Source organism: Marivita sp., assembly GCF_051251565.1.
Taxonomy (GTDB): Bacteria; Pseudomonadota; Alphaproteobacteria; order Rhodobacterales; family Rhodobacteraceae; genus Marivita.
The window spans coordinates 79,734-104,614 of record NZ_JBPOFB010000004.1 but is presented as its reverse complement, the minus strand read 5'-3'; the positions used below and the strand labels follow the sequence as shown (position 1 = coordinate 104,614).

The window sequence follows — 24,881 nt, the reverse complement described above, 5'->3', positions numbered from 1 at the left end:
GATGGCCATACTTGCCCACTCCCCAATGAAAGGCTAGGCTCTGTCCTATGACACCACTTATTGATCCTTTCCAGCGCGCGATCACCTATCTGCGCGTCTCCGTCACCGACCGCTGCGATTTCCGCTGTGTGTATTGCATGTCGGAAAACATGACCTTTCTGCCCAAAAAAGAGCTGTTGACGCTGGAAGAGCTGGACCGCATGTGTTCGACCTTCGTGGGTCTGGGTGTGGAAAAACTGCGGATCACCGGCGGGGAACCGCTGGTGCGCCGGGATATCATGACCTTCTTCCGGTCCATGACCCGCCACCTGGACGCAGGATCGCTCAAGGAACTGACGCTGACGACCAACGGCTCACAGCTCGACCGTTTTGCGGGTGACCTGTATGACGCCGGCGTGCGCCGCATCAATATCTCGCTCGATACGCTGGACGACAAGAAATTTGCCGACATCACCCGCTGGGGTCGCCTGCCACAAGTGATCAAAGGCATCGACGCCGCCCAGAAAGCCGGGCTTCGGGTCAAGATCAACACCGTGGCACTCAAGGATTTCAACGAGGACGAGCTTTTCACCCTCATCGAGTGGTGCAAAAGCCGCGACATGGACATCACCTTTATCGAAGTGATGCCCATGGGCGATATTGGCAATGAAGACCGGCTTGGCCAATATTGGAAACTCAGCGACCTGCGGGATGAGCTGCGCAAAGAATTCACCCTGACCGATTTGCCCGAACGCACCGGCGGACCCGCGCGCTATGTGCGGGTTGAGGAAACCGGCCAGAAGATTGGCTTTATCACGCCGCTCACGCATAATTTCTGCGAAAGCTGCAACCGCGTGCGTCTCACGTGCACAGGTGAACTGTTCATGTGTCTGGGTCAGGAAGACAATGCCGACCTGCGGTCTGCGCTGCGCAACCACCCCGTCAGCAATGCCCCATTGGAACAGGCGATCCGTGATGCGATCACCCTGAAACCCAAAGGCCATGATTTCGACTATTCCCGCCAGACCGTTGATGGCCGCGTTTCGCGCCACATGAGCCATACTGGCGGCTGAGCGGTCTGACTTGCGAGGGGCCAGCCCCTCGCGCTCCCCGAGGTATTTTCAGCCCAAAGAAACCTAAAACCAAGATGCCCGCCACGCCAATGACGTGACGGGCACTGAAGCGAATTGACATGAACCAATGGCTTCTTCGGGCACGGTCATCGGCCCCTCGGCCTGTACCGTAGGTCCACAGTGCCGCGCTACCCTTAACAATTGGTTTCTTTGGGCTCAAAATACCTCGGGGTTTGGGGCAGAGCCCCAATCGCGTGTCGCGCCTAAGGCGTGGCAAGCGAAACCGGCGCGCCGCAGGCGCGCGTTCGATCAAACGCGCGAAATCTGCCCACCGCCGACGGGCGCACGCACCCCCGTGGTGCCAGGTGCCGATGTCGGCAACCCCCGCATCACGCGAACCGCCAGAAAGGCAAAGGCCTGCGCCTCAAGCATGTCGCCATCCAGCCCCACAGCCTCAACGGGCTGCACAGAACATTCCAGCGCCGATGCCAGCATCGCCATCATCACCGGATTGTGCCGCCCGCCGCCCGTCACCAAAAGCCGGTCTGGCGCGACCGGACAATGCTCCATCCCTTGCATCACTGCGGCGGCGGCCATTGCTGTCATTGTGGCGGCCGCATCAGCATCATCCAGTTCGCGCACCAGATCAAGCATCAGAGAAAAATCATTTCGGTCCAATGACTTGGGCGGCATCTTGCGGAAATAACCTTCGTCCAGAAACAGCTCCAGCGCGCCGTCCACCACTTGGCCTTGTGCTGCCAGCGCGCCGCCCTTGTCATAGGCCAGCCCGCGCCGCTCCATCATAAGGTCGTTGATCGGCGCATTCGCAGGCCCAGTGTCAAAGGCCAGCAACGCCCCCGGCGCATCGGGTTTGTCCGATCTGGGGTCAACCCAAGTCAGGTTCCCGACGCCCCCAAGGTTCAGGAACGCCATGGGTGCCTCCGCCCCGATCCGCTTGGCGCAGGCCCAGTGAAAAAACGGCGCTAGCGGCGCGCCTTCGCCGCCCATCTCCACATCCGTGGACCGGAAGTCCCAAACCACCGTGCGCCCCAGCGCCTCGGCCAAAGCCGCGCCGTCACCCAATTGGTGTGTTCCTCGCCCCTGCGGGTCATGCGCAAGCGTTTGGCCATGAAACCCGACCACCTCGGCGTCAAACCCCTGCAACGCCGCGACGTGGGACTCCAAAACAATAGCAGCAGCATCCGCCAGATCGTCGCCCGGCCATTTGCCAAGTGCCGCACGCAGCACCGCCTGCTCTGCGTCTGAATACCCACGATAGCCCGACGCGCCAAACTCGGAAATCGTCACACCGTCTGTCAGCACCAGAGCCGCATCGACCCCGTCCAATGACGTGCCCGACATCGCGCCCAAGGCCCAGATCGGTTCTGCCAACTTGCCCTTCACCTTTTGCCCTGCCCTGCGTATAGCTGCCTCCACCAATCTATAACGAGGCAACCCCATGACCTACCATCCCAAATCGGACTTCATGCGCGTCATGATAGAGCGTGGCTTTCTGGCCGATTGCACCGATTATCAGGGCCTTGACGAGGCTTTGGTCAAAGGGGTGGTGCCAACCTATATCGGCTATGATGCCACCGCAAAATCACTGCATGTGGGGCATCTGCTGAACATCATGATGCTGCGCTGGCTGCAAAAGACCGGGCACAAGCCGATCACCCTGATGGGTGGCGGTACCACCAAGGTGGGTGACCCCAGCTTTCGCGCCGATGAACGCCCGCTGCTGACGCCTGCCCAGATCGACGACAATATCGATGGCATGAAGCAGGTCTTTGCCAAGTACCTGACCTATGGCGACGGTGCGACCGATGCCATCATGCTCAACAATGCCGAATGGCTGGATCAGCTGAACTATCTAGATTTCCTGCGCGACATCGGGCGGCATTTCAGCGTCAACCGCATGCTGTCGTTCGAATCCGTCAAGTCACGGCTTGACCGCGAACAAAGCCTCAGCTTTCTCGAATTCAACTACATGATCCTGCAAGCCTATGATTTCCTTGAGCTGAACCGGCGCTACGGCTGTCTCTTGCAGATGGGCGGCTCCGACCAGTGGGGCAATATCGTCAACGGTATCGACCTGACGCGCCGGGTGCTGGATCACCAGATCTTTGGCCTGACCTCGCCGCTCCTGACCACCAGCGACGGCAAGAAGATGGGCAAATCGGCGGATGGCGCGGTCTGGCTCAATGCCGACATGCGCAGCCCGTACGAATTCTGGCAGTTCTGGCGCAATACCACCGACGCCGATGTGGGTCGCTTCCTCAAGCTCTACACAGAGCTGCCGCTGGACGAATGCAACCGCCTCGGCGCGCTCGAAGGATCCGAGATCAACGACGCCAAGATCATCCTCGCCAACGAGGTCACAACCCTGTGCCACGGGGCCGAGGCGGCAGCGGCAGCAGAGGCCACGGCCCGCGAAGTGTTCGAAAAAGGCGGGGTCGGCGATGATCTGCCCACCGTGACGCTGGATGCGTCCGAGGTGGCGGAGGGCATTTCCATCGTGCAGCTGATCGTGCGCAGCGGTTTGGCCAAAACCGGCAAAGAGGCCAAGCGCCTGATCTCCGAAAACGGTGCGCGGATCGACGATGCGCCGCTGACAGATGCGGGCCTGATGATCGACGCAGCGGCGCTGGCCAATCCGATCAAACTCAGCGCGGGCAAAAAGCGCCACGCTTTGGTGAAACTGGGCTGACACCCAACGCTGCGCCCGGTTAGCTTCCCAACCGGGCGCACGCGTTAACCAAACGGAAATCCCTCCGCGCCAAACTGCGCGAATGGTTCCCAACCCGCTTTCTCAATCCGACGCCTATACCCGCACCTTGCGCGCCCTTGGCACGCATGTGCGCTTTGACAGGATTGGCGACCAAGGCCGCTGCCTGATCCAGACGCGTCGCCTGCCCCTGATCGGCGCGGTCAACCTGATCTCGCAGGGCCCGTTGGGCCTGCCCCTGGACGCAGCGTCCGACTATCTGCACGCGCTTGACATCACAGGCCCACTGATTGTCAACACCGCCAGCAGCGATCTCCCGATGCGGGGATATCTCCGACTTGTTGCGCCAAAGCACCACGCGCGTCTGACCCTTGGCCCACCCGACCAAATGCACACCGCCTTGCATCAGAACTGGCGCAATGCGTTGATCCGCGCCAAGCGCGCGCAGCTTCGGATCAGCAACACACCCTATTGCCCGGACCAACACCGCTGGATCACAGACGCGGACCGGGCGCAGCAAAAAGCCAATCACTACCGGAACTGGCCTGTGCCTTTTCTGAACTGTTTTGCGCAAGAAAACCCCGGACACGCCCGGGTCATCACCGCGCATGATGGCACCACCCCAATCGCCGCGATGCTGTATCTGTGTCACCAGCCTTGGGCCACCTACCATCTTGGCGTCACCACAGCGCAAGGCCGTCGCGCAAACGCCCATACCTTGACGCTTTGGCACATGATGCTCTGGCTGGCGGCACGCGACTATTCTGTGCTGGACCTTGGCCTGCTGAACGGTTCACCCGGGCTTGATCGTTTCAAACTGCGCACCGGGGCAGCGCGACATCCGCTTGGTGGCACATGGCTGCGACTCCCGCGCCCGTTCAGGCGTCAGTTGCCCAGCATCCACGCCCCATCCGGCCAAAAGGCGTGATAGGCAAAGGCGAACATCACATCATGCGGCACGTCCCGGCCCTGCCCGTCGCGCACCCGGATCGACCCGACATCGCGGCCCTCGCTGATCCGCGCGCTGTCCAATGCCGACACCTGACCGGCCCGCCACGTGATCACCACACCAGCCTCGCGCACTTCGCTGTCGCGCGCCAAACGCGCCATTGGCCAGGCCCGATCCCCCACCCGAATAACCCGCGCCAAGGCGTCGATGCCATGCGGTGGCATCTCGCCGGAATAGAGGAACGGTTTGTAAGAAGTATCATAGCCCTGATAAGGGTTGCGCCCGTAGTCGCGGTTATATTCCGGCTCCGCCATCACCAACCCATCCGGGTGGCGCGCGGTGAACTCGGCCCAGCTTTCCATCCAGCTTGGCAGCGTCGTCAATTCCACCCCGGTCAGGTCGCCGACAATGCCCTCGCCAATCGCCTGCTGCCACCAGCTTTCCGTCTCACGGTCATACATGATCATATCCGAATGGCGCAGCTTGCCTGACACGCCAAAGCTCAGCACGCGGTCCTGCACCCGCCGGTCAAACGTCATCGCCGAATTACACAACGGGCAGAACGTCACCGCCACAGGCACACCGCCCACCACATCGTTCACGATCTCATGCCACGTGAGATAGCGGATCGGATAGGCCCGCGCCTGTCCGCCCATTTCAAGCGTGATCACAGGCTCGGTCGGGGCGATCCCCGTCTTACCCGAAGCACGCACGAAGGCCGGATCACTGAGCGCGGGAATGCCATCCTTGGGTGGCCCACCGGACAGGATCTCGACCCAGTTGGGCACCGTGGTCTTTTCGAAATTCGTATCCGGCCATTCGTTGCGCCAAAACTCCGGACTGGCGACGACAGACGTGGTCATGACAATCGCAAGCACCGCAGACACCAAACCCAATCGCATTGGCATACTCCTTTAATTGAAGGGAGCTTGCCGGAAACAAGGCCGTCTGCACAGCCCGCAACACGCAGGTGTGACCGTGCGCGACCTGAACTTCTTCTTTTTGAAAATATGCAAACACAAAAGTGTAAATCTGCAAACCCTCCTCAACAGGCCCAAAGTTTGCAAACTGCACCAAACGCCGTTGACGCCAAAGGCGGCGACGGCACATACGGCGCGTGGCCCCGAAGGGCCACGCACATCAAAATCACTCAGTGACCGTCACGTCCGCCATCACATCGGGCTGACCGACCACCGCGCCACTTTGGCCTTCACCGCGCTTGATTGCGTCGACCACGTCCATGCCGCCGGTCACTTCGCCCACAACCGTGTATTGGCCGTTCAGGAAATAACCTTCCTGAAACATGATGAAGAACTGCGAATTGGCCGAATTCGGGCTTTGCGACCGTGCCATTCCAACGATGCCCCGATCAAAGGGTTTGTCGGAAAACTCGGCCCGAAGGTCCGGCAGGTCCGACCCACCGCGCCCGGCCATGGACATGTTGCCACCGTCAATCTTGCCGAATTCCACATCGCCCGTCTGCGCCATAAACCCGTCAATCACCCGGTGAAAGACAACGCCATTATACGCCCCGTCAGCGGCCAGCGCCGTGATCTGGGCGACGTGCTGTGGAGCGACGTCTTCGAACAGATCGATGGTCACGGTGCCATTGGCGACACCGGCCACCTCGATCTGCAATCCGGTCGCCAGCGCCGGGGACGCCAGCAGCGTCAGCGCAACAACCAGCTTACGCATCTGCGGCCACCTTGACCGACACCATGCGGTCCGGGCTTGCAGGCGGCTCACCGCGCACAATCGCGTCAACATGCTCCATACCCGAAATCACGCGGCCATAGACCGTGTATTGACCGTTGAGGAAATGGTTGTCGGAAAAGTTGATGAAAAACTGCGAATTGGCGGAATTCGGGTTCTGTGACCGCGCCGCACCCAATGTGCCGCGATCATGCGGCAGTTTGGAAAACTCGGCTGGCAGGTCCGGCAGGTCCGACCCACCCGTGCCCGCACGACGGATGTTGAATCCGTCTTCCATATCGCCATGTTCGACATCGCCGGTCTGGGCCATGAACCCGTCGATCACCCGGTGGAAACAGACATTGTCATAGGCACCTGATCGCGCCAGTTCCTTCATGCGTTCGGCATGTTTCGGGGCAATATCGGCAAGCAGTTCAATGGTGACAGTGCCGTCCTTGAGTTCCATCAGGATTGTGTTCTCGGGGTCTTTGATCTCGGCCATGCCGGGCTCCTTCATATGAATGGTTGCGCAATGACTTAAAGCGCGACCCGCCAATTGCCAAGGACCGCATTGACCTCTGTGTCGCGCGCCGCCATCACAGGGGTACTTGGATCAGGAGGGGCAGATGGCCTGGAAAACGCTCGACGACATGGAACTTGCCGGCAAACGCGTCCTCACGCGCGTCGATATCAACGTGCCGATGGAAAATGGCCGCGTCACCGATGCGACCCGGATCACCCGGATTGTCCCCACGATCACCGATATTCTGGCCAAAGGCGGCACACCGATTCTTCTGGCACATTTCGGGCGCCCCAAGGGCAACCCCAATCCCGAGATGAGCCTGTCGCTGATCCAGCCCGCCCTGGAAGCAGCGCTTGGACGCGATGTGGTCTTTTTCGAACGGCCCAGCCGCGCCGATATTGATGCCCTGCCCGCAGATACGGTAGTGCTGGTGGAAAACACGCGCTTTTCTGCAATGGAGGAAGCCAACGATCCCAAAATGGCCGAATTTCTGGCCTCCTTGGGCGATGTGTTCTGCAACGATGCCTTTTCCGCCGCACACCGCGCCCATGCCTCGACCACCGGCGTGGCACAGCTTTTGCCGTCCTGCGCGGGCCGGTTGATGGAGGCGGAGCTGCGCGCGTTGGAAAAAGCACTGGGTGCGCCGGAACGCCCCGTGGTTGCGGTGGTCGGCGGCGCGAAAGTGTCGACCAAGCTCGACCTGTTGTCGAACCTTGTCGAAAAGGTGGACATCCTCATCATTGGTGGGGGCATGGCCAACACGTTCCTTGCGGCGCAAGGCATCGACGTGGGCAAATCGCTGTGCGAGCATGAACTGGCAGACACCGCGCGCGCGATTGCCGAAAAAGCCGCGACCACCGGCTGCGCCATCCTGTTGCCGCGGGATGTTGTCGTGGCGCGCGCCTTCAAGGAAGGCGCGGCGTCCGAGGTGGTCGCAGCCGAAAACTGCCCGGCTGATGCCATGATTTTAGATGCCGGTCCCGACAGCGTCGCCCATATCTGTCAGGCCTTCGGCCAAGCCAAAACGCTGATCTGGAATGGGCCTTTGGGCGCGTTTGAAATCCCCCCCTTTGATGCGGCCACCAACGCAGCAGCGGCTTATGCAGCGGGTCTGAGCCGGGCAGGCAAACTGGTCTCGGTGGCCGGTGGCGGAGATACGGTCGCCGCGTTGAACAAGGCGGATGCCGCCGAAAGCTTCACCTACATTTCGACCGCCGGGGGCGCATTTTTGGAGTGGATGGAAGGCAAAACCTTGCCGGGTGTCGCTGCGTTGGGCTGATCCCATCACAGTGGCGAGTCTTGAAAGCAACACTGGCACGACTGCGGCAAAAATTCAAAAATGAGGGAATTCCATCTGGCCGCGCCCTGTGGCATCTTACATCAACGCGCCCGCCAAAGAGGCCCGTTTGAGGTAACACGACCAGATGAACCAGAACAGCGCACGACCTGCCCTTGGGGCCTTGGTGTATTTCGCAGGATCGTTCTGCGTGGGTGCCTATTTCATCTTTGCCGCCGTTCAAGGCGATTACGGCGTTTTTCGCCGCGCTGAAATCGAAGTCGAGACCCGCAACCTTGCGGCAGAGCTATCTGACCTCAAGATTGAACTGGCGCGAATGGAAAACCTGACACGGCGGTTGTCGGACACCTATCTTGATCTGGACCTGCTGGACGAACGCACCCGCGACATGCTTGGCATGGTCCGCACCGACGAGATCGTCGTTCGCTGACGCCTGCCACTGGGATCACGCGCGGACCTCACATGAACAAGGCCAGCAGCCCCAGAAACGGCAGAACTGCGATCAAATCGCCCAACCCGTCCATGCCATCATCGTCGTCTTCCTGTTCGGCGTCTGTTGCCGCGGCTTCTTCGGCGGCCAGAAATTCACGCGCACTTTGTGTGACCGCGACGGTGGGGAAGTTGGCGTCTGGCGCATCGGCCTCGGTCTGAGTCCCGGTTTCAGCCGAGGGTTCGCCTGCGGTGCCCTCAACAAACGGATCGATCAGCGGGTCTGGCAGTGCTTCGGGCGCTTCGTCTGAAATGACGTCCTGAAAATCCTGCGACGGGGTAAAGCCGAACATGCGGACCTGCATGATTTCGCCCTGCTCCATCAGAACGGACAGCGTGGTGCCATCCATGAACGCCGCCGGATCAAGGTCTTCGACCACTGCATCCGAGGTGTTTGATCCAACAGCGTCCCCTTCGGCCACGCCAAGCACCGAAATCTCTACCCGTCCAGCATCGGTCACGAGGCCCGAAAAATCGACATTCGTGTCCGCCCCGCCAACATCCGTCGCAGCAATATAGAATAGCAATTCGTCCGGCTCCCAAAAGCCGTGTACCGACACGCCATCTTCCTCAACCTCGGTATCGGCCCCGGCTTCAGGTGTCAGGTCAAGCGCGGTTTTGCCCGGCAGCGCGTCTTGCATCATGCTGAACATCGCACCACCCGGCGTCAGGTCTGCTTGTCCGTCATCCACGCTCAGCGTGTTGGGGGTGTTCTGGATCAGTGGCCAGACATGGGCGGTTTCCACGTCATAGCGCAGGAATTCTTCCATCATGTTGAGCATTTCATGCGACTGGAAGAGGCCGAAATCGGTATTGCGGTCCAACGCGCCCGAATTGCCAGCCGTGTTCCATTCGGTCACCGCGATCCGCGCATCGGGGATATCTTCGCCCCAGGTTTCTTCTGTGTTGTTGAGAAAAAAACTGCGCTGGCCTTCGTTCACCTGGCCGCGCGAATAGACATGCACAGCAACCTGATCAACCGCCTCTTGTTCGGCTTGTGTGTCGAACTCCGACAGGATCATTTCATTGGCCACATTGGTCCAGTTGATCGCACCCGAGCTGAAAACGCTGCCTTCGTCCAGGGTCAGCCCGTAAGTGGCGTTCAGATCGGCAAGGATGTCCGCGCTGCTCATGTCCTCGGAATATTGGTCGGACAGGCGCGCGAAATCGAAATTCGTGCCCGATTGCACGATGATATCCGTGTCCGCGTTGAGGGTGTTGAGTTCGTCATCGACAATCACCGCCATTTCACTGGCGAGGCGTCCGTATTCGACGGACGACATTTGCCCGCTGCCCCAGTATTCATTGCCCAGCTCGAACGCTTCGATCTCGGCCTCGCCATGCACACCACTGACCACATCGCGTACAAACCCGCGCAGAGCGTCTTCGTCGATCGCGGCAAAGCGATCGCCATTGTCGTCAGTCGTGTCAGACAGCAGGTTACGCGTGGGGATCACGATTGTGACCGCCAACCCTTCGTCACCGGCATAGGCCAGCGCGTCGTCCAACGGAATGAAATCCCGCATTTCGCCAGTGTCACGGTCCGTGACCACAGTGGCGTTCGGATCGGTGATATCGAAATACCGTTCGGTCAATGACCCGCCCGGATAGCGGAACGATCCGACCCCCAATTCTTCGATCAGGCGGTCGTAATCACCGCCCTGCACCAAGGTTGACCGCGTCGCAAGCACGTTGGCCCCAAACAACCCCTGAGAGGCTGCGGTTCCCATAAATCCATAGGCTGCGATGTCTGGCATAAAGGTGATCCCCGGAAAGGCTGCTGCCGCAATCTCTCCTTATTTGTGCCATCATGTCTGTAGATTCTGTTAAACATGCCCAAATTGGGCCATAATTGATCCTGCGTGAAAAACAGTCCTTGTGACAGCCTTGGGATTGTCCACTGACTAGTGACTTATCAGATCCCACGAGGACACTTTTGTGTCCGAATCATCAGCCATGCGGCACAGCCCCGAAAGATCGGGTCTTGCCTTTCGCCAAATGATGATCGTAGGCTTTGGAAAAGGTTTAGCACTAAACAGTTTCACGGGGAGGCGCCCATGGCGGCACGGAAAACCACGGGCAAGGCGGCAGGCCTGCCGAATGTCTCGGCAGGGGAACTGACCGCCTATTACCGCGACATGCTGCTTATTCGCCGGTTCGAGGAAAAGGCAGGCCAACTTTACGGCATGGGCCTGATTGGTGGGTTTTGCCACCTTTATATCGGACAGGAGGCGGTTGTCGTCGGGCTGGAAGCATCCGCCGAAGAGGGCGACAAGCGCATCACATCCTACCGCGATCACGGGCATATGCTCGCGTGTGGCATGGACCCGAACGGGGTCATGGCCGAACTCACCGGACGGATCGGGGGCTATTCCAAGGGCAAGGGTGGCTCCATGCACATGTTTTCCAAGGAAAAGGATTTCTACGGCGGGCATGGCATCGTCGGCGCGCAGGTGCCATTGGGTGCCGGATTGGCCTTTGCCGACAAATACAAAGGCACCGACCGCGTGACGTTCACCTATTTCGGCGATGGCGCTGCCAACCAGGGTCAGGTCTACGAGACGTTCAACATGGCCGCACTCTGGGCTTTGCCGGTGATTTTCGTCATTGAAAACAACCAATACGCCATGGGCACGGCGCAACAACGCTCGACCTCGACCCCGGATCTGCACACCCGCGGCGCGGCGTTCGGCATTCCGGGCGAAGCGGTGGACGGCATGGATGTGCTGGCGGTCAAGGCCGCAGGCGACAAGGCCGTCAAGCACTGCCGCTCTGGCAAAGGACCGTATATCCTTGAGGTCAAGACCTACCGTTATCGCGGCCACTCGATGTCGGACCCGGCCAAGTATCGCACCCGCGAAGAGGTGCAAAAGATGCGCGAAGAACGTGACGCGATTGAACATGTGCGCGAGATGTTGCTGACCGGCAAACACGCCACCGAAGACGATCTGAAAGCTATCGACAAAGAGATCAAAGCCGTGGTCAACGACAGCGCCGAGTTCGCCCGCGAAAGCCCGGAACCGCCTCTGGACGAGCTGTGGACCGATATCTATGCCGAGGAGACCGTGTAATGGCGACCGAAGTTCTTATGCCTGCCCTGTCTCCGACCATGGAAGAGGGCACGCTGGCCAAATGGCTGGTCAAGGAAGGCGACGTCGTGTCTGCCGGTGACATCATGGCCGAGATCGAAACCGACAAGGCGACGATGGAATTCGAAGCCGTGGACGAAGGCATCATCGGCAAGATCCTTGTGGCCGAAGGGACCGAAGGCGTGCGCGTGAACACACCCATCGCGGTGCTGCTCGAAGACGGCGAAAGCGCAGACACCAGCGCCCCATCCTCTGCCCCGACACCAGCCGCAGCCGCCCCGGCCCCGGCTGCTGCGGCCCCAGAAGCCAAAGCGCCTGCGGACCCGGTGGTCACAGCCGAAGCGCCTTGGCCCGAAGGCACCAAGACCCGCCAGACCACCGTCCGCGAAGCGCTGCGCGACGCGATGGCCGAAGAAATGCGCCGGGATGAGACCGTATTCCTCATGGGCGAAGAGGTCGGCGAATATCAAGGCGCCTACAAAATCAGCCAGGGCCTGCTGGACGAATTTGGCGCGCGCCGGGTGATGGACACGCCGATCACCGAACATGGGTTCACCGGCATCGCAGTCGGTGCGGCCTTTGGCGGCTTGCGCCCGATCGTCGAATTCATGACGTTCAACTTCGCCATGCAAGCCATTGACCAGATTATCAATTCCGCCGCAAAGACGCTTTATATGTCGGGCGGTCAGATGGGCGCCCCGATGGTGTTCCGGGGCCCAAATGGCGCCGCTGCCCGCGTTGGCGCCCAGCACTCTCAGGACTACGCGGCATGGTACGCGCATATCCCGGGGCTGAAGGTGGTGATGCCCTATTCGGCCTCCGACGCCAAAGGCCTGCTCAAGACCGCGATCCGCGATCCAAACCCGATCATCTTTCTTGAGAACGAAATCCTCTACGGCAAAAGTTTCGAGGTGCCCGAGATCGAGGATTACACCGTCCCCTTCGGCAAAGCCCGCATCTGGCGCGAAGGGTCGGACGTGACCATCGTCAGCTTCGGCATCGGCATGACGTATGCGCTCGAAGCTGCTGATTTGCTTGCAAAAGACGGGATCAGCGCCGAAGTCATAGACCTGCGCACCCTGCGTCCGCTTGACTATGACACGGTGATCGCCAGCGTGCAGAAAACCAACCGCTGCATCACCGTAGAGGAAGGCTTCCCCGTCGGGGCCATCGGCAACCACCTGTCGGCGGTGATCATGGAACGCGCTTTCGACTATCTGGACGCACCGGTGCTGAACCTGACAGGCAAAGACGTACCAATGCCCTACGCGGCGAACCTCGAAAAGCACGCGCTGGTCACCACCGGAGAAGTGGTCGAGGCGGCGAAAAAGGTGTGTTATCGATGACCTGTCGCACCCTCGCTTTGGCACGCGCATCCTGCCCCGCAAACGCGACCCATGATCTCACCTTGCTGACAGACGAGACCTGACATGCCGATAGAAATCCTCATGCCCGCCCTCTCGCCAACGATGGAAGACGGTACGCTGGCGAAATGGCTGGTCAAAGAAGGCGACACCGTGTCCTCGGGCGACATCCTCGCCGAGATCGAAACCGACAAGGCGACGATGGAATTCGAAGCCGTGGATGAGGGTGTGATCGGCAAGCTGCTGATCAGCGAAGGCACCACAGAGGTGAAGGTCAACACCCCCATCGCACTGCTTCTGGAAGACGGCGAAAGCGCGGAGGATATCGGGACAGCGCAGACCCCCGTCGCCGCTACGCCGCCTACGCCGCCTACGCCTGCTGACGCACCCTCCGAGGCCAAAGCGCAAACCGCCCCTGCCCCGATGGATGCTGCACCCGGCACCCGTGTCTTTGCCTCCCCCCTCGCGCGCCGGATCGCCGCGGACAAGGGACTCGACCTAAGCCAGATCACCGGCACAGGCCCCCGTGGGCGGATCGTCAAAGCCGATGTCGACGGCGCATCGCCCCAAACCGCAACCACAGCCCCATCCAAGACCGCCCCCCCCGCATCACAGCCCGCGGACGCGGGCGCTGTTGCACGCATATATGCGGACCGAATCTACACAGAGGTGCCGCTGGACGGTATGCGCAAGACGATCGCGGCGCGCCTGACCGAGGCCAAACAAACCATCCCGCATTTCTACCTGCGCCGGTCGGTCAATCTCGACCCGCTGCTGGCCTTCCGGTCCCAGCTCAATGCGCAACTCGAAAAGCGCGGTGTAAAACTGAGCGTGAATGACTTCATCATCAAAGCCTGCGCGCTGGCCCTGCAACAGGTGCCCACAGCCAATGCCGTCTGGGCCGGTGACCGCATCCTGCAACTGACCCCCTCGGATGTTGCGGTGGCTGTCGCCATCGACGGCGGGCTGTTTACGCCCGTGCTCAAGGACGCACACCAGAAATCCCTATCCACCCTGTCAGCCGAGATGAAAGACCTCGCCACCCGCGCCCGTGACCGCAAACTCGCGCCACATGAATACCAGGGCGGCAGCTTTGCGATTTCCAACCTCGGGATGTTCGGGATCGAAAACTTCGACGCTGTCATCAATCCACCCCACGGCGCGATACTGGCCGTAGGCGCGGGGATGAAAAAGCCGGTCGTCGGCGAAGACGGCATGGTCAGCGTAGCAACACTGATGTCCATGACCCTGTCGGTCGATCACAGGGTCATCGACGGTGCGCTCGGGGCAGAACTGATGCAAGCCATCTCCGACAATCTGGAAAGCCCGATGGCCATGCTCGCCTGATCAGGTTTCTTTGGGCTCAAAATACCTCGGGGGAGTCGCCCAACGGGCGACGGGGGCAGAGCCCCCAAACCTTTCCGCCTATGGAAACAGGCGATGCGTCATCGCATCGCCGCGCCCACATCACGCGCCAGAGTGCAAAATCTGATCCATACTGATGGACGGCTGCGAACAACCTGCCTCACCGACGATCCGCGCCGGCACACCGGCCACAGTCTTGCACGGCGGCACTTCCTCCAGCACGACCGATCCCGCCGCAACGCGCGAACAATTGCCCACACGGATATTGCCCAACACCTTGGCCCCGGCCCCGATCAGCACACCATCGCCAATCTTGGGATGGCGGTCTTCCTCTTCCTTGCCGGTGCCCCCCAGCGTCACGGAATGCAGCATCGACACGTTGTCGCCCACCACAGCCGTCTCCCCAATGACAATGGAGTGAGCGTGATCGATCATGATCCCCTGCCCGATCCGGGCTGCGGGATGAATGTCGACGCCAAACGCCTCGGAACAGCGCATCTGGACGAAATAGGCCAGATCATGCCGCCCCTGACGCCACAACCAATTGCCCAGTCGGTAACACTGGATCGCCTGAAAGCCCTTGAAGAACAACAACGGCTGCAAGAACCGGTGGCAGGCCGGGTCACGCTCATAAACCGCCACGATGTCCGCCCGCGCCGCCATGGCAAGGCTCGGGTCCGACGCAAACGCCTCATCGCAAATCTCGCGCAGAATCTGCTCGGTCATCTCGCCATTGGCGAGCTTGAGCGAAATCCGGTAGCTCAGCGCGCGCTCAAGGCTGGGATGGTGCAGAACCGAATAATGGATCATGCCCCCCAAAAGCGGCTCCTGCGCAACGGCTTCGTCCGCTTCCTTGACGATACGACCCCAGACAGGATCAACCGATGCGAGTTTGGTGCGGGTTTCGGCCATGCCATCTCTCCTCTAACGCGTCAGACATAGCAGATAGGACCGCAGAGCGAAAACGCAAAGCTGTGATTTCACAAATCGACCGATCAAATGACCCCGCCGCGTAGGCGCCCCAAGCCTGCCCTTGGGCGCGTCACATCGCGCCAACAAAGCTGACACCACACACAGCCACGCCAACAGGCTGTCCCGCGACTGGAACGACACATCCCCGCGCGCCTCATGGCGCAGCGCACTTGCCATCAGGCTGCCATCGCCAAAGGTCGGATGCGCCCGGCGATGAACATGCCGATAGGCACAGGCTGCGTCAGCCTGGTCCAGCATCGTTGCGATCATCGCCTCGCGCTGTGTTGGCGGCACCCCGGCCACGACCGACACAGCGGCCAGAACGTCATTGTAGATCACAGGACTCATGCAGGTATCGCCCACCGAGCCACAGGCCCCGGACCAAAGCGTGCGGACAGCTGTGCCACCTCAACCTGCCCAACACCGGCGAACCCATCCTCGGCCTGCATTGCCGCACTGTAGGTCCAGCTTGGTACGCTTACCTCCGCTTCGCGTACAACACCGCCCTGAGACAGCACCTTTACCCGGTAGCGCTCGGCCTCCTCACCCAATGGGATATCCGGCAGGTCCCATCCATCGCCCTCGATCCGGGCCCGGCGTATCCAGGTCACATGCAGATCGGCACCGTCCCGTTGAATGCCCAGATGCACCGGGCTGTAGGGCCGCAGCCCATTGCCCGAAAACGCCTGCACGCTTTGACGGTAGGCCGCGTGATCATAGGGTTTGTCTGCCGGACCAACCCGGTAATGCCGCGCCTGACCACGCAGCGCAATCGGCAACCCGATCTGTTGCGGCGTGCCATCCAGCGCCACGAAATACGCCCCGGCAGCCAAAACGTTTGGCATCAATGCATCCGTGCCTATCTGCCCCCGCAACAACCTGCGCAATCGCCAAACCCGCTCCCCGATCAACTCGGCGGTCTGGAACTGGATCACCTCCCACGCATCCGGGTCGCCAGTCCCAATCGCTGCCAGATTGCCACCTCCCAAAAGTGCCGTCTCGGACACCGAAGACAAGGTGCCCGTGGTCAACACAACCTCGATCCGGGTGCCCAAATCCCAAAGCCCGGACGGGGCCGCAGGTATCATGTTGCGCGTGACCCCAACAGCCGACGCTGTCCCCACAAGCGTGTTCAACCGGTAGCCCACATCCTCGGCTGCATCATACACAGCAACGTTTCCCGGCCACGGATCAGAGGTCACCGCGATATGTGGCGCATGCGGCACCTCATCGCCACGGATCAGCGGCAAATCAAGGAACAGCGGCAAAACCGGCCCGGTGGTCACAAAGCGTCGGGTCGGCGTCGGGTCATCCGGGAAATCCGCCGGATGATAAACCTCGGGTTCGATCCGCACCGCGTCGATCAACTGGTGCGTGGTCTGGTCCACCCGGTCGATGCGCAACGTCATGACCCCCGCCTCGACAGGAAGCCGCACCACATCGCCCGCGCCCAGCGCCTGCTGCGACAAGGGCAAAGCAAACCGCACCGCATCCCGCGAAACCCGCGCCTCGCTCAGCCACCGCTCGACTGCTTGCCGCCCCTCGGGACGGGTGAGCAATATAGGCACCTCGCTTTCGGCGACCGCATGGGTTTGCGCGTCCGGCAGAATGGATTCCTCGGCGATATTGCGATAATCGCCGTCCGCCTCCACAAAGTTGAGCCGCACACGACCCGACATTTCGGCCTCCGAACTGCGCGTCTGCGCCACTTCGGTGCCGATCTCGTCATGCAAGGCAAGCTGGGTCATGTTCAAATCAAACGCGCGTGCGCCGTCGCGGTTGCGGAACACTACCACGCCGTCGCGCTCAATCGCGTCAAAGCCATAAGCCATCATCAGCGGTTGCAACGCCCGCCGCGCATCCGCCACATCCGGCGCAAGATACCCCCGGACAAACCCATAGAGCCTGCTCACATCGTAGTCATGCAGCCCGGCGCGCTCGCAAATCTCGGCGACAACAGATGAGAGCGTCCGGCCAGACACCCGCCCATTGATCCAATGCCCGCGTCGGTAGTTTGGCCCATCCGACCACATCTCTTCGACATTGGGAAACCACGGATAGGGCCGCGCGTCCCAGGCCCAGACATAGACCCGCCCCATATCGATCATCGGTTCGCCGTACAGGGCCGACACCGGGTTGTTCTGCGGATCGCCCCAGAATCCCAAAATCGCGCGCAAATACTGGTGCTGGATCAATTCATCCCGCATCCCGTTCGAATAGGCCGGCAAAGTGCTTTCCGAGCTTTTGGGATCAAGAAACTTGTTCGGCTCGTTGGTGGCCTTGTCCACCGCAGCGCAGCCGATTTCGGGAAACCAAACCGGCTTGGATTGCGGCACCCACGCAGTTGGGGTCGCCTGCCGGACACCACCGATACGGTTGTGATGCGGCTGCGACCACCAATTGCGAATATCCTTGTAGCGATAGACCCAAGGCTCTCCATAGGCACCATCAGTGATCGCCACACGCTGCTGGACGTCGCGCGCCTCTTGTGACGGGTAATACCAGTCATACCCCTCACCGCCCGCAACATTGGCCCGCAAGTAATCAAGGTTGTAAATCGCCCCCCAATCGGCATCGGCATGGGCCGCGCCCTCACGCCAATCCGACAGACGCATGTAATTGTCGATGCCGATGAAATCTATGTTCGGATCGGCCCAAAGCGGGTCCAGATGAAAATACACATCGCCGCTGCCATCCTGCGGATGATAGCCAAAATATTCCGACCAATCCGCCGCATAGCCGATCTTCACCCCCGGCCCGAGTATGCTCCGGCACTCCGCCGCCAATACCCGAAGCGCCTCAACCGCCGGAAACCCCGACGCGCCCCGCAATTGTGTCAGGCTCCGCATCTCGGACCCAATGCAAAACCCCGTCACTCCACCGGCCTGCGCACACAGATGGGCCTGATGCAGAATGAACCGACGATACCCCCAATCCTGCACAACCGCTTGATCTTCTTCGGTCTCGTCATCCTCTTCGCTCAGATCCACAACCTCGGGCGCATAGACGACAGCCCCCTCAATCACACGGAAGTCATCGACCTGAGCCGCCCCAAAGAATGCGGCCACCTCTTCGTCAATCGTGACTGTCCCTGTCAGGTCTCCAACCTGACCCGGAGCGACACTGGCAGTGATCCGCCCGCGCCACGGCAGCTTGGGCTGTCCGACTGTTCCCGTCCAAGGGTCAGGCAGGCGATTGCCCGGCATCTGCTCCATCAGGATGAACGGGTAATAGAGCACCTCCAATCCCTTAGCAGTCATGTCCCGGATCGATTGCACCACGGACGCATCACATGGCGTGCCACCATACACCGGGCGCCCCTCATCGCGCGGAACAAGCCCCGCCATCTCGCGCGCAATCCCGCTCACGGTCCATGGCATTTCGGCACTGTCCGCTTGGTTTTGCTCAACTTTCGGCTGGATCACACATTCACCGCAACGCAGATCGCTGCCAAACCAGCTCACAACCAAGGACACAGACCCGCAATCGGGCACTTCGTCCTGCAAATGCTTGAGCGATGTGACAAAATCCGGCTGATCCGAAGGGCTGTTGACGTTGATGACATCCGCCTGGCCCGCGCCACCATCCAGCGCCACCGGATCTGTTGCCAGCGCATATTCACCCGTTCCGGGGATCATTGCCACGCCCCGGATGTTGAACGGCACATCGTCCGGCGTGTCCTGCACAGGGCGCGTCACCTCAAAACTGAACTGCGGCACCCGGTTGCCGAACCGCCCCAGATCAAGATCCTCGAACACCACATAGGCCGTACCACGATAGGCAGGCACAGCGCCCACGCCCTCGACCGCCTCCATCTTGGGATCGGGCACCTGATCGCGCGACCCGGGATAAACCCGCATCGTCACATCATAGATCGAGATTTCAGCCCCATCCGCCCAGATCCGGTTCACACTGGTGATTTCCCCCTCACAAAGCGCAACGGCAAGGCTCACCGAATAGCTGTATTCCTTGATGCTCGGCTGTTGCGACACCCCCTTGCCACCTCCGGACGTCGAGGTGTTTTCCTTGAACTGCGTCGCCCAGATGATGTGCCCACCAACCCGCATCCGTCCGTAAATCTGCGGAATCGGCTGGCCCTCACCTGCCGTGCTCAGACGCAACCGGCCCAACCGGCCAGTCTCGATCGTGCGCCCACCTCCGCCCAGAATCCGCTGGTCAATGGCGCGCCCCAGCGTGGCCCCCGCAAACCGGCCCACCGCCGTCATGGACAGCCCAAGAACCGAACCGCCAAGGCTGCTGCCCAGCGCTGCACCTGCTGCCGAAAGAACCAGTGTTGCCATCTGTCTTACCCCTGTTGAATGTCCGGGAACGCAAAGCGCGCCACGATACGCCGCCGCCACGGCGCACTGAGCGAGGTTTCCAGCACCCCATGCCCCGAATAGGAATGCACAAAACTGGCCCGCTCGCCGATCACGGCCTGAATCCCAAGATGCTTTGCCACGCAGCGGTCCCGCATCCGAAACAGGATGACATCCCCCGGTGCCTCGTCCTCAAGGCCCTTGCCGTCCATCTTTTCGGCCAAGCCGCGCCACAAGGCCTCGTCCCCCTGCGGCGTACCCCAGTCCGGCGTGTAAGGCGGCACAACCCCCGGCTCACCCCCAAGCAAGTCGCGCCAAAGGCCGCGCAACAGGCCAAGGCAATCCGCCCCGGCCCCGCGCAGGCTGGCTTGATGCACATAAGGTGTCCCAATCCAGCCGCGGGCTGCTGCCACAACAACAGTCCCACTCATCGCAGGCTCCCGCCGCTGCGCGACCGCGCCATCGTGGGATGGATCAAAATCCATTCCTCCTGAGGAATATCCGGGAAGCCCTGAAAGTTGATGAGGTTGTCAAACTTGCTTCGGCAAGTCTCGAACCGCTTGTCACAACCGACAATCAGCTTCACTTGATCCCCAACCGACATGCGCGCCCGAAGCGGCTCCCACAGGTCAATCCGGCGCGCGCCATCGTCGTAAAGCACATCCCGCTTGATCGCGCCCCATAACCCGCTGGCCGCGCCGCTCAGCACGCTCAGCCGTCCCCGTTGAAACCATTCCGCTTCAAAGCCGGACGCCCCTGCAAGCGTCAGCTCTCCCTTGTCGCCGATCAGGGTCACAGTGGCCTCGGCCCACATGCCCGCAACATCGGTATCGACCCGGCACGTGGCATCTCCAAGCACAGCAAGACAAGGCGCTTGAAACACGCGTCCTACAGGACGGTTAAGCCACTCGGTCAGCCCGCGCAGCTCTGCCGAAAATGCGCCACCACTGCGCGTGATGTCACCCAGTGACCCGCGAAACAATACCTTGCGCGCGCTGACATCTGCCCAGTTGACCAACCACGCAGTCACCTCGGCCCCGTCAAAGCGCCCAGCGGCAATATCCGCCTCGGTCACGCTGGCATCGCTCAACGCACCAACCGCCTCGCTATTGTCTACCGACAAACCGGTGCCCTGCTGCACCGCCGCTGCGCTCATGCCCGTATCGGCACGAAACACGAGATCTGCAAAGCGCAAATCCAGATCGTGATCGGTGAACCCGAACCGCCGTCCATCCCGGCGCGTCACCTCCCAGGCCCGCGCCACAGTGGTCACCCCTTCGGCCAGATGCGCGGCCAGCGCCTCAGCGCCCGGCATCAAACCCGAAGCTCCACAACCGGCACGTCCGGCACCTCGCCCGCCTGAAACGTCGCCGCACTTGTGTGGATACGATCCGTGTCGAACCGCACAGGCACGTCAAATTCAAACCCCGCTGTGACGGACACCCCCGCAGCCGGGGCGGCAAAGAACGCAACCACACCCGTCGCCGGATCAACCGTGAAGTCGGTGCCCTCGGCTTGCGCCACACCGTCCACGGCCACCACCACACTGCCCGCCACCGACTTTGCGATCGGCCGCGCATAGGCAGCCCCGCCTGACACATAAGCCTTGCGCAAGACAAACTCGGTCCCGACACCATCCCCGGTTCCGATCACCTGATCCGTTGCAGACACCTGCGCCGACGGCTTGCAGGATTTGAAATCCGACCAGTCCTTCCAGCGAAAACCATACATTTGCCCGCGCCGCGCCTCGAAAAACGCAATCAGCGTGTCGATATCATCCATCGACCGCAGCCCGATCCCCGCATCATAGCGCCTGCGCGAATGCGCCCATGGCGTGTTGCGTTCCTCGAACCCACTTGCCAGCGTCACCACATCGGTCCGCCGCTCTGGCCCGCCAATGGACCCAAAGCTCAGCGCCGTGGGAAACCGCACCTCATGAAACTGCATAGATGTCCCTCCTCACAGGTTCCGCTGGCCCGAGCCCAACACCCGGCCCATCTGTGCCGCGATCTGGCTTTGTGACCGCCGGAACCCCTGCACATCGGGCGTCGTGATGTTCATGACCACATTCACCGGACGCCCGCCGCCGCCCCCGCGCACACCCAACTTGCCATCAGCACCCCGCGCCAGCGGCATGATCGCCTCCGGCCCTGCCTCGCCCATCAGGCCAACGCCACCACGCATCGGAAAAGTCGTTGGCCCATGCACCACACCGCCATCCGCAAAGGGCATCACGCGCCCCTGACTAAAGCTCGCTCCGTTGGCAAAGGGCAGCAAGTTGCCAATCCCCTGCATCACCATCCCGCTCAGATGTTGCGTCACCGGGCTGACCGCAGCCTTGTACGTCGCACCGATCATAGACTGCGCAATCGTGCCCAGCGCATCCGACAACTTCATCCCGTCGAACACCACCCCGTCAATCGCGTGGCTTAGCCCCCGGTTCAGCGCGCCTTCCAGCTTGGACGCGCCTTTGCCGGTTTCGGACAACGAGTCCCGCACCTTGGCCATTTCGGCCTGAAATCCACCCGCCATGGCGGTTGCGCCGACCATCGCCTCTTCCAACGCGCTCACCTGCGCCTCGAACCCGTCGATCCCGTCCAATTCAACCATTCTGTTCCTCCCCGTCCTCTGACCGATTGTCCGGATACGCTGCCATCAGCGCCTCCAGCCCGCTCCGCCGCAAAGGGGCCGCCCCCCGACCGCCCAACAGCAGATGCAACTCTGCCGGGGTCAGCGCCCAGAACTCTGCCGGGCACAGCCCCAATCCGCGCATCCCCGCCCGCATCAGCGTTGGCCAGTCAAACCGGCTCACGCCTCACCCACCGGCGTGAACGCCCGCGCCAGCAATTCTGCCGCCACCCGCGCCGCCGCGAGCGGCCCACCCTCGATCTCTGCGGCCAGCAAATCCGCCGCCGTCCCGCGCCAGCCCCCGCCGCGCAGCCCGGCCACGATCAGCGCAAGCACATCCCGGCTCGAACACCCACTGCCTTCGAACCGCGCCACCAGATCGACCAGCGTATCCACGCCAAGACCCGCCTCCAGCTCTGCCAGCGCCCCCAGCGTGAGCCGCAGAACATGCGGCTCGCCGTCGATCACCAGCGTCACCTCTCCGCGCCAGGGGTTCGCCACCGCCTACACCGCCGCCGTAAAGACAACCGCGCCCGCAGACGCCAGAGACAGCTCATACGTCGCCTCCCCGTTATGCGACCCCGAATATTCCAGCCCGGTCACCTGAAACGGTGCCTGAACAATCCCAAAATCGGGGATGATCACCTGAAACGCAGGCGTCTGGCTGTCGAAGAAGATCTGCCGCGCGCGGGCATCCGTGGCCGCATCCTTGAAAACGCCCGCGCCTGAAATCGCCACGCTGCGCACGCCAGCCCCAGCCAGCAATTCGCGCCAGCCCCCATCGCTCTCAAGCGAGGTCACATCCACCGCCTCGGCATTGAAACTGATCCGCGTGGCGCGCAAGCCCGCCAATGTCTCGAACGTGCCATTGCCGTCCAAATCGACCTTGATCAAAAGGTCTTTCCCGTTCTGAGCACCCATCGCCCACACTCCTGTCTAGAAAACTCGATGCGCCTTAGGCGTCATCCTCAACCCGCGCCCGGAAGATCAGATCGATCCTGCGCCGACCCGCCTTTTCCCGCTGCGCCGCCGCCCGCTTGAAATTCAGCGCCACCAACCGACCCCGTTCCAACGCCATATCCGCGTCGATCAACGCGTCACATATCGCCGCGGACACCTCCTTGGCCGTCTGGAACCCCGCATCGTCCAAGATCACCGAGACGACGAATTCGTGCCAAGCCCCACGCCCGGTCTTGTCGCTCGCATCCACCGCCCGCTCCGGGCCCAGCGCGACGTACAAATCCGGCAATCGCCCCTTGGGCACCGCGTCATAGACCCGGTTGCCGACAAGAACCGACACACCCCCGTCGTTCTGCAATTCCCGGTACACCGCGCCCTGCAACGCTGCCGCCACCGCATAGCTCATGTCGCCACCTCCTCGTCACACAGGCAGGTCAGGAACCGCCCACCGGGATCGGCCTCGGTCACCGAATTGATCCGAAACACCCGCGCCCCGTCACGAAACCGCTGGTCGGGCAAAGGCCGCGCCGAATACCCCTGCGGCGCACCGCGCACGACAATCCGAAACCCGGTCACCGACACCTGCCCGGCCTCGCCAACACCCTCACGCCCGGAACGCGGCGTCACCTCGCCCCAGATCACGCCCAACGCGACCCAGCTCTCGTGCATCCCGCCCGCGCCATCCGGCACGGCGTCCAACCGCTCCAGCACCAGCTTCGATGTCAAACAGCGACTCATGTCCCGAACCCCAGCCGCACCGGGCGATAGCGCGCGATCAGGCTGGTCACCCCAAATGGCATGCACCCCTGGCCCAACGCAGTTTCGTCGCGGTATTCGTAGTAATGCGCCGCCAGCAGCATCACCGCCTGCGCGAGATCGGCAGGCAGATCGCCAAACGCCTCAGCCATCCCAGCCTGAAACCGCAATTCGGCGCTCCCATGCTCCGGGATCGACGGGAGACACCCCCCCATCGGCAACAGCTTGGGCGCATCACCATCCGCGACCACACCATAACGCGCCGGATCGACAACCGTGCCCGCGCCAAACGCATCGACCAGCGTGACCAGCGTCACCGCCCGCACCGGCGCAATCGGCACGACCTGCCCGGTCACATCGCGCCAGCGATGCAGGCTGCACAGGAAATCGCGCACCAACAACGCCTTGCCCGTCCGCGCCTCCACCGCTGCAATCGCTGCCCGCAGAAACCCGCCCAACAACCCGTCCTGAAGCCCGTCTTCGACAAAGCCGCTGCCGAGGCGCAAATGGTCTCGCAAACGCGCCACCGGCAAAGCCGCTTCGGGTATCTGGCTCTCTTCAATCAAATACATCTCGTGTTCTCCGCAAACCTGTCCCTCAGTCGGGGCCGACCTGTTGTCGGACGCGCGCCGCCGCCGTTGCTCGGACGGAGGGAGCGGCTAGACAACGCCGGCACTCCGGCGCGCGCCCCATGAGGA

General features: G+C 61.6%; 26 protein-coding genes. 8 read left to right on the top strand and 18 right to left on the bottom strand.

The window, feature by feature from the left end; genetic code table 11:
- Positions 1-47 precede the first annotated feature (47 nt).
- Positions 48-1,052: a GTP 3',8-cyclase MoaA gene (gene moaA, locus ACSHXH_RS07175; protein ID WP_435671102.1), complete on the top strand. Its 1,005-nt coding sequence runs from the start codon at positions 48-50 to the stop codon at positions 1,050-1,052.
- A 309-nt stretch (positions 1,053-1,361) separates the two neighbouring features.
- Here moaA and ACSHXH_RS07170 read toward each other — a convergent pair whose 3' ends face one another.
- Positions 1,362-2,414: an anhydro-N-acetylmuramic acid kinase gene (locus tag ACSHXH_RS07170; RefSeq protein WP_435671315.1), complete on the bottom strand. Its 1,053-nt coding sequence runs from the start codon at positions 2,412-2,414 to the stop codon at positions 1,362-1,364.
- 97 nt (positions 2,415-2,511) lie between these two features.
- On the opposite strand from ACSHXH_RS07170, the gene tyrS reads away from it, so the two are divergent.
- Both tyrS and ACSHXH_RS07160 read left to right on the top strand, forming a co-directional pair.
- The gene (gene tyrS / locus ACSHXH_RS07165) at positions 2,512-3,762 is read left to right on the top strand and encodes a tyrosine--tRNA ligase (protein ID WP_435671101.1); all 1,251 of its coding nucleotides are present in this window, start codon (positions 2,512-2,514) and stop codon (positions 3,760-3,762) included.
- 82 nt (positions 3,763-3,844) lie between these two features.
- The gene (locus tag ACSHXH_RS07160; RefSeq protein WP_435671100.1) at positions 3,845-4,708 is read left to right on the top strand and encodes a GNAT family N-acetyltransferase; all 864 of its coding nucleotides are present in this window, start codon (positions 3,845-3,847) and stop codon (positions 4,706-4,708) included.
- Here ACSHXH_RS07160 and ACSHXH_RS07155 read toward each other — a convergent pair.
- The 3 genes from ACSHXH_RS07155 to ACSHXH_RS07145 form a co-directional block, all read right to left on the bottom strand.
- Positions 4,666-5,637: a DUF3179 domain-containing protein gene (locus ACSHXH_RS07155; protein ID WP_435671099.1), complete on the bottom strand. Its 972-nt coding sequence runs from the start codon at positions 5,635-5,637 to the stop codon at positions 4,666-4,668. The two genes, ACSHXH_RS07160 and ACSHXH_RS07155, sit on opposite strands and share 43 nt — an antisense overlap.
- Positions 5,638-5,875: 238 nt before the next feature.
- Positions 5,876-6,424, bottom strand: a complete 549-nt coding sequence (locus ACSHXH_RS07150) for a peptidylprolyl isomerase (RefSeq protein WP_435671098.1) — start codon at positions 6,422-6,424, stop codon at positions 5,876-5,878.
- Positions 6,417-6,923 carry a peptidylprolyl isomerase gene (locus ACSHXH_RS07145; RefSeq protein WP_435671097.1) on the bottom strand — a complete coding sequence of 169 codons (507 nt, stop codon included), beginning with the start codon at positions 6,921-6,923 and terminating at the stop codon, positions 6,417-6,419. Before ACSHXH_RS07145 ends, ACSHXH_RS07150 begins: the two co-directional genes overlap by 8 nt.
- 124 nt (positions 6,924-7,047) lie before the next feature.
- Between ACSHXH_RS07145 and ACSHXH_RS07140 the strand changes: the two genes are divergently transcribed.
- A complete protein-coding gene (locus tag ACSHXH_RS07140) occupies positions 7,048-8,223 on the top strand; it encodes a phosphoglycerate kinase (RefSeq protein ID WP_435671096.1) in 1,176 nt (391 codons plus the stop codon).
- A gap of 145 nt (positions 8,224-8,368) precedes the next feature.
- Positions 8,369-8,671 (top strand): FtsB family cell division protein, encoded by a 303-nt coding sequence (locus tag ACSHXH_RS07135; protein WP_435671095.1) that lies wholly within the window; start codon positions 8,369-8,371, stop codon positions 8,669-8,671.
- Between the two features lie 28 nt (positions 8,672-8,699).
- Here the strand turns inward: ACSHXH_RS07135 and ACSHXH_RS07130 are convergent, their stop codons facing one another.
- Positions 8,700-10,487: a type I secretion protein gene (locus tag ACSHXH_RS07130; RefSeq protein WP_435671094.1), complete on the bottom strand. Its 1,788-nt coding sequence runs from the start codon at positions 10,485-10,487 to the stop codon at positions 8,700-8,702.
- A 300-nt stretch (positions 10,488-10,787) separates the two neighbouring features.
- Here ACSHXH_RS07130 and pdhA point away from each other — a divergent pair, with 300 nt between their 5' ends.
- From pdhA to ACSHXH_RS07115, 3 genes are all read left to right on the top strand, one after another.
- On the top strand, positions 10,788-11,801 hold the full coding sequence (gene pdhA, locus ACSHXH_RS07125) for a pyruvate dehydrogenase (acetyl-transferring) E1 component subunit alpha (RefSeq protein WP_435671093.1): 1,014 nt from the start codon (positions 10,788-10,790) through the stop codon (positions 11,799-11,801).
- Positions 11,801-13,165 (top strand): pyruvate dehydrogenase complex E1 component subunit beta, encoded by a 1,365-nt coding sequence (locus ACSHXH_RS07120; RefSeq protein WP_435671092.1) that lies wholly within the window; start codon positions 11,801-11,803, stop codon positions 13,163-13,165. Before pdhA ends, ACSHXH_RS07120 begins: the two co-directional genes overlap by 1 nt.
- Before the next feature lie 84 nt (positions 13,166-13,249).
- Positions 13,250-14,530, top strand: a complete 1,281-nt coding sequence (locus tag ACSHXH_RS07115; RefSeq protein ID WP_435671091.1) for a pyruvate dehydrogenase complex dihydrolipoamide acetyltransferase — start codon at positions 13,250-13,252, stop codon at positions 14,528-14,530.
- Positions 14,531-14,650: 120 nt separating this feature from the next.
- Here ACSHXH_RS07115 and cysE read toward each other — a convergent pair whose 3' ends face one another.
- From cysE to ACSHXH_RS07050, 13 genes are read right to left on the bottom strand one after another with little or no spacing between them, the layout of a single operon-like run.
- The gene (gene cysE / locus ACSHXH_RS07110) at positions 14,651-15,460 is read right to left on the bottom strand and encodes a serine O-acetyltransferase (RefSeq protein ID WP_435671090.1); all 810 of its coding nucleotides are present in this window, start codon (positions 15,458-15,460) and stop codon (positions 14,651-14,653) included.
- A 12-nt stretch (positions 15,461-15,472) separates the two neighbouring features.
- Positions 15,473-15,868, bottom strand: a complete 396-nt coding sequence (locus tag ACSHXH_RS07105; RefSeq protein ID WP_435671089.1) for a DUF7742 family protein — start codon at positions 15,866-15,868, stop codon at positions 15,473-15,475.
- Complete coding sequence (locus ACSHXH_RS07100) at positions 15,865-19,821, bottom strand: baseplate multidomain protein megatron (RefSeq protein WP_435671088.1); 3,957 nt, start codon at positions 19,819-19,821, stop codon at positions 15,865-15,867. The genes ACSHXH_RS07105 and ACSHXH_RS07100 overlap by 4 nt, the downstream gene beginning before the upstream one ends.
- A 5-nt stretch (positions 19,822-19,826) precedes the next feature.
- Positions 19,827-20,270 (bottom strand): peptidase, encoded by a 444-nt coding sequence (locus ACSHXH_RS07095; protein WP_435671087.1) that lies wholly within the window; start codon positions 20,268-20,270, stop codon positions 19,827-19,829.
- Positions 20,267-21,154 (bottom strand): DUF2163 domain-containing protein, encoded by an 888-nt coding sequence (locus tag ACSHXH_RS07090; protein WP_435671086.1) that lies wholly within the window; start codon positions 21,152-21,154, stop codon positions 20,267-20,269. The genes ACSHXH_RS07095 and ACSHXH_RS07090 overlap by 4 nt, the downstream gene beginning before the upstream one ends.
- A complete protein-coding gene (locus tag ACSHXH_RS07085) occupies positions 21,154-21,786 on the bottom strand; it encodes a phage distal tail protein, Rcc01695 family (RefSeq protein WP_435671085.1) in 633 nt (210 codons plus the stop codon). The genes ACSHXH_RS07090 and ACSHXH_RS07085 overlap by 1 nt, the downstream gene beginning before the upstream one ends.
- A 12-nt stretch (positions 21,787-21,798) precedes the next feature.
- Positions 21,799-22,449 carry a phage tail tape measure protein gene (locus tag ACSHXH_RS07080; RefSeq protein ID WP_435671084.1) on the bottom strand — a complete coding sequence of 217 codons (651 nt, stop codon included), beginning with the start codon at positions 22,447-22,449 and terminating at the stop codon, positions 21,799-21,801.
- The gene (locus ACSHXH_RS07075) at positions 22,442-22,651 is read right to left on the bottom strand and encodes a rcc01693 family protein (protein ID WP_435671083.1); all 210 of its coding nucleotides are present in this window, start codon (positions 22,649-22,651) and stop codon (positions 22,442-22,444) included. Before ACSHXH_RS07075 ends, ACSHXH_RS07080 begins: the two co-directional genes overlap by 8 nt.
- A complete protein-coding gene (locus ACSHXH_RS07070; protein WP_435671082.1) occupies positions 22,648-22,968 on the bottom strand; it encodes a gene transfer agent family protein in 321 nt (106 codons plus the stop codon). Before ACSHXH_RS07070 ends, ACSHXH_RS07075 begins: the two co-directional genes overlap by 4 nt.
- Positions 22,969-22,971: 3 nt before the next feature.
- The gene (locus ACSHXH_RS07065) at positions 22,972-23,388 is read right to left on the bottom strand and encodes a phage major tail protein, TP901-1 family (protein WP_435671081.1); all 417 of its coding nucleotides are present in this window, start codon (positions 23,386-23,388) and stop codon (positions 22,972-22,974) included.
- Positions 23,389-23,422: 34 nt separating this feature from the next.
- Positions 23,423-23,833, bottom strand: a complete 411-nt coding sequence (locus ACSHXH_RS07060; RefSeq protein ID WP_435671080.1) for a DUF3168 domain-containing protein — start codon at positions 23,831-23,833, stop codon at positions 23,423-23,425.
- Positions 23,830-24,165: a head-tail adaptor protein gene (locus tag ACSHXH_RS07055; RefSeq protein WP_435671079.1), complete on the bottom strand. Its 336-nt coding sequence runs from the start codon at positions 24,163-24,165 to the stop codon at positions 23,830-23,832. The genes ACSHXH_RS07060 and ACSHXH_RS07055 overlap by 4 nt, the downstream gene beginning before the upstream one ends.
- Positions 24,162-24,755, bottom strand: a complete 594-nt coding sequence (locus tag ACSHXH_RS07050; RefSeq protein WP_435671078.1) for a head-tail connector protein — start codon at positions 24,753-24,755, stop codon at positions 24,162-24,164. The genes ACSHXH_RS07055 and ACSHXH_RS07050 overlap by 4 nt, the downstream gene beginning before the upstream one ends.
- Positions 24,756-24,881 lie beyond the last annotated feature (126 nt).